The sequence below is a fragment of the Thalassobacillus cyri genome (assembly GCF_900107755.1).
GTDB classification, from domain to species: domain Bacteria; phylum Bacillota; class Bacilli; order Bacillales; family Halobacillaceae; genus Thalassobacillus; species Thalassobacillus cyri.
Map to the genome: position 1 here is coordinate 1 of NZ_FNQR01000011.1, position 12,631 is coordinate 12,631.

Sequence of the window (12,631 nt, forward strand, 5' to 3'; positions counted from 1 at the left end):
CGAACTGTTTCCCAGCCATCCCTTACTCTTTTTTGGTAAAGAACCTCTTTTACCTTGAAACTGAGTCTTCCATAATCCGGCCCTATAATTGAATATGCATCTTAGGAAAAATCCACAAGGTATCCAAAGCTTCTTTTAGTTACTTCTGAGTGGCTGACCAGGCAGGATTTTCTTTCGGGTATTCATACTCATGGGATCTTACACATAGACTTGTACAAATCTCATTTAAGGGACGGGGCTGCTATGGGAAAAGATATTGAAAAAGTGCGTAAGAATATCGCATCACGTAAGCGTGAAAAAAACTTAAATAAAAAGAAGAATTCGGACATGCCAAAGTCTATGTATTACCCGGTACAGGAAGAGGAGAAGCATGGATACCTTCCGTTTGCCCACTCTTCACCTGGACAAGCGGGACAAAGGCAGGAGCAAAAAACTGGTTATTTCTTGCTGAAGCTGATTATAGCAGCCTGTTTATTTTTTGCGGTTGCCAGCTTAGTTCAAATGGAAGCAGGATGGTTACAAAAGCCCAAAGCGTGGGTGGTGCATAATATGAATGAAGACTTTCCGTTTGCTGCAGTAACCTCATGGTATCAGGATAAGTTCGGGAGTCCATTGCAATTGGTTGAACCAAAACAAGATATAGAACCTAATCAAGCAGCATTACCTGTCAGCGGAGTCGTGAGCGAAACTTTTCAAACGCATGGGAAAGGCATAGTCATGACGTCGGAGCAACCTTCCGAAGTAGTCGCGATGGATGAAGGTACAGTGGTGTTTGCTGGCAAAGATTCACAAACGGAGCAAACCATTATCATTCAGCATATCGATGGAAGTAAAAGTACTTATGGGTATTTATCATCGATTGATGTACATCTATATGAACATGTGAAGCCAAACGATGTCATTGGGAGCGTTAACCCTGAACAAGGACAGGCAGGCAACTTCTTTTTTGCTATTGAAAAGGATAATAAATATATAGATCCTGTTGAGGCGATAAAAGTCGATGAAACTCCGTGACTTTATTTCTAATATTCATCTGCATCCAATTTTGATTCTATTTGTAGTTACTTCTATTATTACAGGGGCTTTTATCGAGCTCCTGATTTTATTTTTAATTGTGACTATCCATGAATGGGGCCATTACCGGATGGCCAAGTCCTTCGACTGGCGTATTAAGAAGGTGACCTTATGGCTTTTCGGGGGAACGATGGAAGCTGAGGAGCATGGAAACCGTCCTTTACGTGAACAGATCTATGTTACATTAGCCGGACCTTTTCAACATGTGTGGATGTTAAGCATTCTTTATGCGTTGATGATTCTTTTACCAGCTCCATCGAACTTGCTGGATATCGCGATTTCATACAATTGGTTGATCCTCGCATTCAACCTCTTGCCAATTTGGCCGTTGGATGGGGGAAAGTTATTGTTTTACCTTCTTAATTGCTTTTTTCCTTATCGGAAATCTCATCATCTGGCTATTATTTTATCCTGTGTATTATTGATGGTGGCTATCTTTGTTTTGACGGTAACTTCTTATTTTACGTTACATGGATGTCTATTGGCAGCTTTTCTGTTGTTAGAAAATCGGCTAGAATGGAAACGGCGTTATTATTTGTTTATCCGTTATTTGATGCACCGCTACCGAAAACCAGCATCCCCATCTAAAGTAGTGACACAGCCGATAGATCCTCAGGAGACGATATGGAATGTCTTGATTCGAATGAGGAATGATAGACAGCATCTGTATGTATGGAATGAGCGAAGAGGAAAGTTAGTGGTAAAGGAAAGTGATTGTTTGGAACATTTTTTCACTTATGGAAACCCTCACCTTCCTGTACGTGAATTGAATCAGTATTGTAGATAGAAAGAGGTACAAGATGAGACAGTTATTTATTTCCAATAGAACAACCGAGAAGGTCGCAATGCTTTATGAAAACAACCGCTTAATGGAGGTCTATTTCGACCGGGACATCAGCCGGTCGCAAGTGGATGATATCTATCTCGGAAAGGTCGTTAGAATCGAGCAGGGGTTGCAGGCAGCTTTCGTAAATATCGGCATGCAAAACAATGGCTTTTTACGTCAGCAGGATGTGAAAACCGGAACTGGCAGGATAGAATCGTTACTTACAGAAGGACAATATATTTATGTCCAAGTAAAAAAAGATGGGGTCGGTAATAAGGGACCGGTGCTCACAACTGACATTACGATTCCAGGCGCTTATATCATTTATTTACCCCTTAGAGCCCAGATATCTGTTTCTAATAAGATTTCTAAAGAAGAACAGATAAAGTGGAAGCAATCTGTAACTGAATGGCTTGACGACGGGGAAGGGGCAATCATTAGAACCAGTGCCCAATATAAAGATGATGAAGTCATCAAAGGAGAATTGGAAGCTCTGAAAAAGAGGTGGAAGGAAAGTGCCGGTGCCCCTGTTAAGAAAAGCCCTGGGGTTATCTTAACGTCCAAGCTTGTTCCGGATCATCTTTTGAGGAAATACCCTGTACATTTGATTGACGAATATGTCGTGGATGACGTAGATTTGTCCAAGCAATTGCAAAGCCGGTATCCAGCATATAAAAATCGTATCACCTGGAAGAAATTTTGGCACAAGGAAAGCCGCCATTCTATCCAGGGAGTGCAAGAACAAATGATTCATTCAGTTGTAGAAGTTGGTCAGGGAATCAGCCTGACAATAGAGGAAACGGAAGCGCTGGTTGTTATTGATGTCAACAGCCAGGGTTTTACTGGAAGGTCGAACAAACAACATACCGCTTACCAAGTCAACCTGGCAGCTGTAAAGGAAATTGCTCGTCAAATAAGGCTGAGAAACCTTTCTGGTATCATCGTCATTGATTTCATTAATACAGATTCCCAGGACCTCGAGGGGAAAATTAAGAAGGCCCTGTCAAACGAATTAAAAGAGGATCCGATTTCATCCCGGTGTCATGGTTTTACAGCCCTTGGCCTTTTTGAATTGACCCGGAAACGTGAGCTGCCCTCCTGGCGAAGTAAGTTAATAGAAGAAACAACAACGTGTAAGAATCTGGCCACCAAAGTATTCGAGCTGGAAAGAGAATTATTAGCATATGAGGATTCCTCACATGAAACAGTTCTGCTGACGGTTTCTCCAGTTGTGGCCGACTTGAAAAAACAATTGCTTTCTGCTTCGGTATCTAGTAGAATTCCACAGGAAGTCTTTTTCCGTATCGATCCTGCTATCAATGATTATCGGATTGAAATGGCTGGATCTGATGAAATGGTAAAGGCATATGTGGCGAGTCGCGGCTATCATGTTGACAAAAGCTTTTGAATCATGGTAACATCGTTATGTTATTCTAGTAGCACCCGACTGCTACAACCGCTCAGAACAGGTTTTCAAACCCAAGTGGTACCTGGGATGGCGAGTCTTAGTTCTACGAGGAGGTGCAGTAATGTACGCAATTATTGAAACTGGTGGTAAACAATTCAAAGTGGAAGAAGGTCAATCCATCTACGTTGAAAAAGTCAACGGAGAAAATGGGGATTCTGTCACTTTTGACCAAGTACTTTTCATTGGTGGAGGAGATGACGTTAAAGTCGGTGCTCCATTCGTAGATGGTGCTTCTGTTACAGCTACAGTTGAGAAACAAGGCCGTCAGAAGAAGATCACTGTCTTCAAATACAAGCCAAAGAAAAACTACAAGCGTAAGCAAGGTCATCGTCAGCCATACACCAAGCTAACCATTGATAAAATCAATGCGTAAGGCAGTGTATTATGATTAAAGTGCTGATAGACCGCAACGACAATGAAGTGACTGGATTTGAGATATCAGGCCATGCAGAGAGCGGTCCTTATGGACATGACCTTGTATGTGCAGCTGTATCAGCTGTCTCCTTTGGAGCAGTCAATGCCGTCATGGAGTTATGCGGAGTAGAGCCGGCCATCGATCAAGGCGGTGAAGGTGGGTTCCTGCGAGTCATGCTCCCGGACAATCTGGAAGCAGAAACAAAAAGGAAGGCACAGCTGCTGATTGAAGGAATGTTGGTATCTCTACAGACCATTGAACGAGATTATAATCAATATATAACGATATCGGAACGATAAGGAGGTGCAACCCATGCTACGTCTAGATTTGCAATTTTTCGCCCAAAAGAAGGGTGTAGGTAGTACAAAGAACGGCCGTGATTCCGAGGCGAAACGTCTTGGAGCCAAACGTGCTGATGGACAATTTGTTTCTGGCGGATCTATCCTTTACCGTCAACGCGGTACAAAAATCTACCCAGGTACAAACGTAGGTCGTGGCGGCGACGACACACTATTTGCGAAAGTTGATGGTGTTGTCAAGTTCGAACGCTACGGACGTAACCGTAAGAAAGTAAGTGTTTATCCAGCTGCTCAAGAAGCGTAAACCGCTGGGTATCCAGATAAATACAAAGCGAAAAGCCGCGCTATGCATCTGCATCAGCGCGGCTTTTTTAATGGAACGGAAGATATTGGTATCCAGGGAACCGATAAACTTTCCTTGGAAAACCTGATTCGTGTTTCGTGTATCTCACCTGGAGCAGCTCAGGCCGTACTTCGTTGTACAGTCGCCTTCGTTATTGATATTTGCTATAATTCTTTTATTATGTAATTAGGGAATGGGAGGGGCCTGAATGCGAGCGGATGAAGTAATGGATTTGATGCGTCATGCCCGGCATGACTGGATGAACGAATTGCAGTTGATCCAAGGGTATGCTTCAATGGGAAAAATGGATCGGGTAAAAGAAAAACTTGCCGATGTTTTGACTAATGCCGATGAGGAACGCCGGTTAATGAACTTGAATGCACCCTACTTGTCTATATGGCTGATGTCTTTCAACTGGCATCATCCTTATTACAGGCTTACTTATCAGGTTAAAGGGGACAAGCATGATTTACGCCATAAAGATATAACGCTGTATGCCCAATGTGAAGAAGTCATCCATGTAATGGAAAGCTTCAGTGATTCTTCGATTCTTTATCATGGTGTTTTAACTATTGAAAGTTACAACGAAGGATCGACAGCGATTGAAATTGTTTTGAAAGGGAAATTCAGCGATCCTTCTCTGTTAAAAGAAACACTCCAGGCAAAAGATTTTATCGAGACAGTTGAAATTGATAAGTCAGAACAGTATCATCAAGTAACAGCTAAAATGAATGTAGAAGTAAAGAGGTGATGGGCATGTTTGTCGATCAAGTGAAAGTTTATGTTAAAGGTGGAGACGGCGGAAACGGTTTAGTGGCTTTCCGTCGGGAAAAATATGTACCGAATGGAGGCCCTGCAGGTGGAGACGGCGGAAATGGCGGCGACGTCGTTTTTGAAGTGGACGAAGGGCTTAATACATTGATGGATTTCCGTTATCAACGTCACTTTAAAGCAAAGCGAGGAGAAAATGGAATGAGTAAAGGCCAGCATGGGAAAAATGCGGAGCCTTTAGTGGTCCCGGTGCCCCCTGGTACCACCGTAAAAGATGCCGATACTGGTGAAGTAATCGCCGATCTTGTGGATCATAAACAACGAGCCGTTATTGCAAAGGGTGGCAGGGGCGGACGAGGAAATATTCGTTTCGCCACTGCACGGAACCCCGCACCTGAACTGGCTGAGAATGGAGAACCTGCTCAAGAACGGGATATTCAAGTAGAATTGAAATTGATTGCCGATGTCGGATTAGTCGGTTTTCCTAGCGTTGGAAAATCCACTTTACTTTCTGTGATTTCAGCAGCAAAGCCTAAGATTGCCGATTACCATTTTACAACGCTTGCTCCCAACCTAGGGGTAGTAGAGACCGGGGATCAGAGAAGCTTTGTTATGGCAGACCTTCCTGGTTTGATTGAAGGGGCTCATGAGGGAGTCGGACTTGGTTATCAATTCCTGCGTCATGTTGAACGGACAAGGGTCATTGTGCACGTGATTGATATGGCAGCAACCGAAGGAAGGGATCCATACCAGGACTATCAAACAATCAACCAGGAACTTTTTGAATATGATGAACGATTAAAGGAAAGACCACAAATTATTGCAGCCAACAAAATGGATATGCCGGGGGCGGATGAGCAATTGGAATTATTCAAGCAGAAGCTTGAAGGGGAATACCCGGTTTATCCGATTTCAACGCTTACAAAAAATGGCTTGCAAGACTTATTGTTTGCTGTAGCGGATACGCTCGAACGAATTCCAAAAGACAGTACGCCGATTGAAGAAAAAGAGGAGCGCGTCCTCTATAAATATGAGAGAGAAGATGTTCCGTTCAAGGTTACACGTGATCCGGACGGAGCTTATGTACTCTACGGTGCTCAAATAGAGAAATTATTCAAAATGACTGATTTTAATCGAGATGAATCGATTCGCCGCTTTGCCCGTCAAATGAGGGGGATGGGTGTCGATGACGCTTTGCGTAAACGTGGAGCTAAGGATGGAGATACCGTGCGTCTGCTTGATTATGAATTCGAATTTGTTGAATAGACAAAACCTTATCTTTGGAAAATAATGTAAAGAGCGCTGTGGGAAAAGGGGGGTTTTAGATGGGAGATAGAAAAGAGCACTTTTATCTTGTACGAAGCGACGTATTGCCAGAAGCGATGAAGAAAACGATCGAAGCCAAAACATTGCTGGAAAAAGGCAGCGTTGATTCCATATACGAAGCTGTTCAGAAAGTGGATCTTTCCAGAAGTGCTTTTTATAAATATCGTGATGCTGTCTATCCATTTCAGGAAATGGTGAAAGAACAAATGATCACCCTCTTTTTCCATTTGGAAGACAGGAAAGGATCTTTGTCCAAGTTGTTGGCAGCAGTAGCTAAAGCAGGGTGTAATGTTCTGACGATTCACCAGACGATACCTCTACAAGGAAAAGCGAACGTTACCTTGTCTTTAAACACCGCCGCTATGACGATTACCATTGATGAATTGATTCAGCGGTTGAAGAAAGTCGATTTTATCAACCGTGTAGATTTGTTAAGTACAGGAGCATAAACTGCAAGGAGGACATAAAGTCATGCCAGAATCAGAATACAACCAAAAAATTGGATATTTAGGGCCAAAGGGAACCTTTACAAAAATGGCTGTAGATGCATTGTTTCATGGGGGAGACTTCACCAGCTATGAAACGATTCCGGCATGCCTGGATGCTGTGGAAGCAGGAGAGATAGATACAGGGGTAGTTCCGATGGAAAATGCAATCGAAGGGTCTGTGCACTTGACTATCGATTACATGACCCATCACGTCGATGTGCCGATTGTTGCTGAAATGACAGTCCCTATCAAGCAGCATCTGCTTGTTCGGAAAGACTTTGACCCTGAAGTGGAAGAAATAACTCAAGTATATTCCCATAGCCATGCAATCGCTCAATGTCATCAATATTTGCATAAGCAATATCCGAACGCTGAGCTCAGGTATACTTCCTCGACAGGAAGGGCAGCAGAAATTGTTGCTGACTCTGATGAGCCGATAGCTGCAATCGGAAACCACCTGGCAGCTGAGGAAAATAGGTTGGTCATCATGAAGCATGATATTCACGATTATGATAATAATCATACAAGGTTTGCTGTAGTACAGAAGCAGCCGAAAACCATGAAGATTCGTGATCATATTCCTACCAAACATAAAACGACCGTCATGGTGACCTTGCCGAAAGATTATGCGGGCGCCTTGCATCAGGTTCTGGCTGCATTTGCCTGGAGGAAAATGAATTTATCGAAAATCGAATCGCGACCAATGAAAACGGGTCTGGGTAATTATTTCTTTTTAATTGATATCGATCAAGCGTATGATCAAGTATTATTTCCTGGTGTAGAAGCAGAACTGGAAGCCCTTGGGTGTTCTTTGAAACTGTTGGGGACGTATCCAAGTTATGAATTAAGTGTGCCGACACCGAATATGCAAACTAGCCAATAACTAAAAGCGGGGCTGTCCCATAAGTCTGTAATAGACTTATCGGGGCAGCCCTTTTCTTGTTATTGTTGATAATATCAAAGTGATTTCTCTACAAGCTGCCGAGTATTCGCTGAAAATAATCCATTTTATATTCATGGACACGGATAGATGCCTAGTTGAATATATATAAATAAAACTTGTTCTAAAAAAAGTTTAGGCTTTTTCATCAACTTTTCCCATTCGATGCATAAGTTGTTATGAAGATTTCTTGACCAAATCGATTGATTTGTTTAAAGAAGGGAGCTACAAAAGTGAGAATTCATATCGTACAAAAAGGTGATACGTTGTGGAAAATCGCTCAAAAGTATGGAGTTGATTTTGAGCAGCTGAAACAAATGAACACTCAGCTATCCAATCCAGATATGATTATGCCGGGGATGAAGATAAAAGTCCCGACAGGTTCAAAACAGGTAAAAAAAGAAGCACCGATGAAGAAAGAACAGCCTAAAGCAGCACCACAAGTACCTTATAAGAAGGAAGTCCCAAAACCGATCCCGCAAGTAAAAGAAGATGAGAAAGAAATGCCGATGATGCCTCCGATGCAGCAAATGCAGCCCATCCAAATGCCGATGATGGAGCAGCAATTACAGAACTATTATACCACCTTCCACTTACCGCAGATGCCTTATACCCCCCCAGCGCCTCCAAAGGAAAAAGTGAAGGAAGTAGAGGAGTCGCCTGAATCAGTAAAAGAAATGCCACAAGTACAGCCGATGATGCAGCAACCAATGCCATTATGCCCACCTGGATATTTCCCGGTCTTTTGTCCGCCGATGCCATGTCCTCCAATGCCACAAGGACAGTTAGTCCATAGCGACTTCTTATGTGAAGATGATATGGAGGGTCAGAAGCAAGCGGGAGCTTATCACGGAGGACCAATGCCTCAAGTTCAAGGCATGTGGATGGATGATGATGAATCAGCAGCAATGCCGCAGCAAATACCTATGGCTGACGACTGTGGTTGCACGGGTGGAAAATCAGCTGCTATGCCTATGTGGGGACATCATATGCAGCCACAGATGATGTCAGGACACCATGCCCAGCCTCATTACGGAATGGCACAGCAGATGCCATACCAGGGACAGCAAGCACCAATGATGCCACAGGGGCAGGGTATGCCGTACCAGGGTGCACCAATGCCACAGGGGCAGGGTATGCCGTACCAGGGTGCACCAATGCCACAGGGGCAGGGTATGCCGTACCAGGGTGCACCAATGACGCAGGGGCAGGGTATGCCATATCAACAGTCGGAAATGCCGATGATGCAGCAAGGTATGCCTCAACAAATGATGCCTTGGGATGGTCAGCAAATGGGACAAATGGGATATGCTCAACCTGGTCAGTCATTCCAGGGTGGCATGCCGGGTCAAATGCCATATTCCTATGATTTTGACGATGATGACGACGAATAATTACCAGGGCGATTCTAAATTGAATCGCCTTCTTCCTATTTTGGAACAAAAAGGTTTTTATATAAATGATTATAGAAAGATCAAAGAAAACGTCTATTGGGTGAGGTCTGGGAAAAAGGAATGGGCACTAAAATGCTATCAAGACCAGGAGAAACTTGAAAAACAGCATCTTTTTTTTAAGAAATGGAAGAATGCTGGTCTTTATGCTGCAACACCGGTCCCTTTCAGAGAAAATATATGGATGGCAGTAAATGAAGATGGAACCTGGGGATTATTTGAATGGCTGAAAGGATCCCATTTACGCTTCAATCAAAAGCAGGATAGAACGAGGGCAAGCAAGCTCGTTCATGCATTTCATTCCAGTGTGGAAGGAATAACCGGACCACTCCTTCTTCGAAATCCTCTGTATATTAAGTGGGAGCGAAGGATCGAACAGTTTGAAGCCACGTATGAAGACTTTTTATTCGGAGGAAACCGTACTTTATTCAATGACATTCACTATTTCTCAAGGAAGACATTAGAAGATTTCAAGCAATTGGACTGGGGAAGAATAGAACAGGATGCATGGGAGCGGAAAAGTTGGCTGCATGGAGATGTGGCGCATCATAATTTTATACGTTGTCAGGATGGAAAGATTAAATTGATCGACTTTGATCTATTGCAAATGGGGCCAGAACTTTATGATGATATTCAACTGGGTCAACGTTTTCTCCCATATACGAATCATTCTTTGACTGAAATCACCAGTCATTTCCATAAAACGAAATGGAAAACAGCCTGGATGAAAGGGGTACTTGTTCCAAGTGACCTTTTGAGAGAATGGCTATATGTTCATCGGCGCTACCAAAGGCAAAAACAGAAACTGGCCGGCCATTTGGACTGGTTAGAGTCGTCTTGGAAAGAAAGGAAGGAGTTTGTTGAAAAAGTCCAACATATGCTAACATAAATAATTATATATTTGTGAAAAGGGGAACATAGCTATGCATGAACAAGTAGATGCAATTGTGGAATGGCTTCAACAAAAAGTAAAGGAAACGAATGTAGATGGCCTGCTGGTAGGGGTGAGCGGCGGAATCGATTCGGCCGTAGTCGCTAATTTGATCAAACGAGCCTGTCCAGAAAACTCTCTTGGTGTCATTATGCCTTGTAAGAGCAACCCGGACGATCAGAACCATGCCCAGGCGGTGATTGATACTTGTGGTATCGATCATCTGACCGTCGATTTGACAGAGACACATGAAGTCATGTTTTCTACCATTAAAAATCAGCTGCAAACTCACCAGACTTTCGATGCCTCTCAGGAACAACTTGCGGACGCGAACTTACGAGCTCGCCTTCGAATGAGTACCCTTTATACGTTAGCTACTAATTACCGTTACCTGGTAGTGGGTACTGATAATGCAGCCGAATGGTACACAGGGTATTTTACTAAATACGGGGATGGTGGGGTCGATCTGGTTCCGCTAGTGAATTATACCAAAGGAGAAGTGAGTGACATGGCTCGTCATCTTGAAGTACCGGCAGAGGTCATTGATAAAAAACCAAGTGCCGGACTTTGGGAAGGACAGACGGACGAAAATGAGATGGGTACTACTTACAACATGATTGATAAGCACCTAAGAGGGGAAGCGATTCCCGATGAAGACCGTGAAATCATTGAATCCTTACATCGGCGTTCGGCCCACAAACGTGAGTTGGCTGCCGCCCCACCAAAATTCTTTAACTAAAATTAGATAGTGGGTTATTTTAACAGAGTAAAAAAACCTCCTTAATCCAACATAAAGGAAAAGGAGGTTTTTTGTAATGTGGAAAAAACCAATCGCAAGTGTTTTTGCAATCGGAATCTTGATGACTGGTTGTAACACCGAAGAAGCACAGGAAAATTCTAAACAGAACAACGTTTATGATCCATTGGAAACAACAGAAAAGAATAACGATACAGAGAGTAATGAATTACGCCGTGGAGCTCCAAATAGAATTAAGCGAGAAGCAGAAGAAGATATGCGGAACACTACTTACAATATGTCTGATCGGGCACATAATAACGAGTATTATAATGAGCAATCAATGGCAATCACACGATCCATCAATGAATTGCCTCAGGTAAGTACATCGACAGCATTTGCTACCGAAGATCGCGTTCTTGTAGGAGTAGTTCCTACTATATATGGCCGTAAAGATCATAACCTTAAAAATTTAGTTAGAGAAAAAGTAGCGGAGGTCACCGAAGAAAAAAATGTGGTGATTTATATGAACCATAGCGACTGGGAAGAATTGAGAGATTTGAATGCCAGAGTTAGAGCAGAAAAAGCTCCGGAAAAAGTGAAAGGAGAAATCAATAAATTCCTTAAACGGTTCCAGCCTGATAATTCCAAATAATGTAACTTCTCCTTCTTCAACGATACCCTCCAATATGGTATAGTAATAAAAGAAATCAGATAACTATATGTATGTTGGAGAGGAGAATGTACCATGGCTGGTCATTCTAAATGGAAGAATATACAAAGGCGTAAAAACGCTCAAGATGCAAAGCGGGGCAAGGTATTTATGAAAATGGCCCGTGAAATCTTCGTAGCAGCTAAAGAGGGCGGCGGAGATCCAGAGATGAATCCATCACTTCGTTTAGCGGTTGATAAAGCAAAAGCGAGCAACATGCCTAATGAAAATATTGATCGCGCCATTAAAAAAGCTACGGGTGACCTGGACGGTGTCAGCTATGAAGAAATCACATATGAAGGTTATGGCCCTGGTGGCGTAGCAGTGATGGTTAAAGTACTGACTGATAATAAAAACAGGACAGCTGCCGAAGTCCGGCATGCTTTTAACAAAAACGATGGCAATCTTGGTGAAAATGGTTGTGTTTCTTATATGTTCGATCGTAAAGGATATCTTGTAATTGACCGTTCAGCCCATGATGTTGAGGAAGATGATGTCATGCTTGAGGCGATTGAAGCCGGAGCAGAGGAAATGGAAACAAACGAAGAAACCTTTGAAGTTTATACCGAACCTGAAAGCTTTACAGAAGTCAAAGCTGCATTAGCTCAAAGCGGCTATACGTTCGAAACTGCCGAAATAACGATGTTCCCGCAAACCTATACGCCTGTGGGCGAGCAAGAAACCGAAAAAATGCTGAAACTTATTGATACATTGGAAGATAATGATGATGTCCAGGACATTTATCATAATTTTGAAGCCGATGAAGAGGTTTTAGAAAAATTAAGTTAAATCCACTCCTGATTATAATAGCTTCCATTTCTGGGCAAACTGGAAATAGAAGCTATTTTCTT

The 12,631-nt window shown here is 42.8% G+C and carries 15 protein-coding genes and 1 other annotated feature; all 15 genes read left to right on the forward strand.

Going from position 1 to position 12,631, the window contains the following annotated elements:
- Window positions 1-243 precede the first annotated feature (243 nt).
- The 15 genes from BLV00_RS13240 (at window position 244) to BLV00_RS13310 (ending at window position 12,569) form a co-directional block, all read left to right on the forward strand.
- Window positions 244-1,014, forward strand: coding sequence for a M23 family metallopeptidase (locus BLV00_RS13240; protein ID WP_093045462.1), 771 nt, complete (start codon window positions 244-246; stop codon window positions 1,012-1,014).
- Window positions 1,001-1,861 carry a M50 family metallopeptidase gene (locus BLV00_RS13245; RefSeq protein ID WP_093045463.1) on the forward strand — a complete coding sequence of 287 codons (861 nt, stop codon included), beginning with the start codon at window positions 1,001-1,003 and terminating at the stop codon, window positions 1,859-1,861. Before BLV00_RS13240 ends, BLV00_RS13245 begins: the two co-directional genes overlap by 14 nt.
- Window positions 1,862-1,874: 13 nt before the next feature.
- The gene (locus BLV00_RS13250; protein ID WP_093045464.1) at window positions 1,875-3,308 is read left to right on the forward strand and encodes a ribonuclease E/G; all 1,434 of its coding nucleotides are present in this window, start codon (window positions 1,875-1,877) and stop codon (window positions 3,306-3,308) included.
- 36 nt (window positions 3,309-3,344) lie between these two features.
- Window positions 3,345-3,416 (forward strand) — a sequence feature (ribosomal protein L21 leader region).
- 13 nt (window positions 3,417-3,429) lie between these two features.
- On the forward strand, window positions 3,430-3,741 hold the full coding sequence (rplU, locus tag BLV00_RS13255) for a 50S ribosomal protein L21 (RefSeq protein ID WP_093045465.1): 312 nt from the start codon (window positions 3,430-3,432) through the stop codon (window positions 3,739-3,741).
- An 11-nt stretch (window positions 3,742-3,752) separates the two neighbouring features.
- Window positions 3,753-4,082, forward strand: a complete 330-nt coding sequence (locus tag BLV00_RS13260; protein WP_093045466.1) for a ribosomal-processing cysteine protease Prp — start codon at window positions 3,753-3,755, stop codon at window positions 4,080-4,082.
- A gap of 13 nt (window positions 4,083-4,095) precedes the next feature.
- A complete protein-coding gene (rpmA, locus tag BLV00_RS13265; protein ID WP_028783342.1) occupies window positions 4,096-4,386 on the forward strand; it encodes a 50S ribosomal protein L27 in 291 nt (96 codons plus the stop codon).
- 247 nt (window positions 4,387-4,633) lie between these two features.
- Window positions 4,634-5,176, forward strand: a complete 543-nt coding sequence (locus BLV00_RS13270) for a Spo0B domain-containing protein (protein WP_093045467.1) — start codon at window positions 4,634-4,636, stop codon at window positions 5,174-5,176.
- 5 nt (window positions 5,177-5,181) lie between these two features.
- Window positions 5,182-6,462: a GTPase ObgE gene (gene obgE, locus BLV00_RS13275; RefSeq protein WP_093045468.1), complete on the forward strand. Its 1,281-nt coding sequence runs from the start codon at window positions 5,182-5,184 to the stop codon at window positions 6,460-6,462.
- A gap of 59 nt (window positions 6,463-6,521) precedes the next feature.
- Complete coding sequence (locus tag BLV00_RS13280) at window positions 6,522-6,971, forward strand: ACT domain-containing protein (protein ID WP_028783339.1); 450 nt, start codon at window positions 6,522-6,524, stop codon at window positions 6,969-6,971.
- A 22-nt stretch (window positions 6,972-6,993) separates the two neighbouring features.
- Window positions 6,994-7,893 (forward strand): prephenate dehydratase, encoded by a 900-nt coding sequence (pheA, locus tag BLV00_RS13285; protein ID WP_093045469.1) that lies wholly within the window; start codon window positions 6,994-6,996, stop codon window positions 7,891-7,893.
- A 290-nt stretch (window positions 7,894-8,183) separates the two neighbouring features.
- Window positions 8,184-9,344, forward strand: coding sequence for a SafA/ExsA family spore coat assembly protein (gene safA / locus BLV00_RS13290; protein WP_093045470.1), 1,161 nt, complete (start codon window positions 8,184-8,186; stop codon window positions 9,342-9,344).
- Window positions 9,328-10,290, forward strand: a complete 963-nt coding sequence (locus BLV00_RS13295; protein ID WP_218131908.1) for a phosphotransferase — start codon at window positions 9,328-9,330, stop codon at window positions 10,288-10,290. Before safA ends, BLV00_RS13295 begins: the two co-directional genes overlap by 17 nt.
- Before the next feature lie 34 nt (window positions 10,291-10,324).
- Window positions 10,325-11,071 (forward strand): NAD(+) synthase, encoded by a 747-nt coding sequence (nadE, locus tag BLV00_RS13300; protein WP_093045471.1) that lies wholly within the window; start codon window positions 10,325-10,327, stop codon window positions 11,069-11,071.
- 76 nt (window positions 11,072-11,147) lie between these two features.
- The gene (locus BLV00_RS13305) at window positions 11,148-11,723 is read left to right on the forward strand and encodes a YhcN/YlaJ family sporulation lipoprotein (protein WP_093045472.1); all 576 of its coding nucleotides are present in this window, start codon (window positions 11,148-11,150) and stop codon (window positions 11,721-11,723) included.
- Window positions 11,724-11,816: 93 nt separating this feature from the next.
- Window positions 11,817-12,569: a YebC/PmpR family DNA-binding transcriptional regulator gene (locus BLV00_RS13310; protein ID WP_093045473.1), complete on the forward strand. Its 753-nt coding sequence runs from the start codon at window positions 11,817-11,819 to the stop codon at window positions 12,567-12,569.
- Window positions 12,570-12,631: the final 62 nt, after the last annotated feature.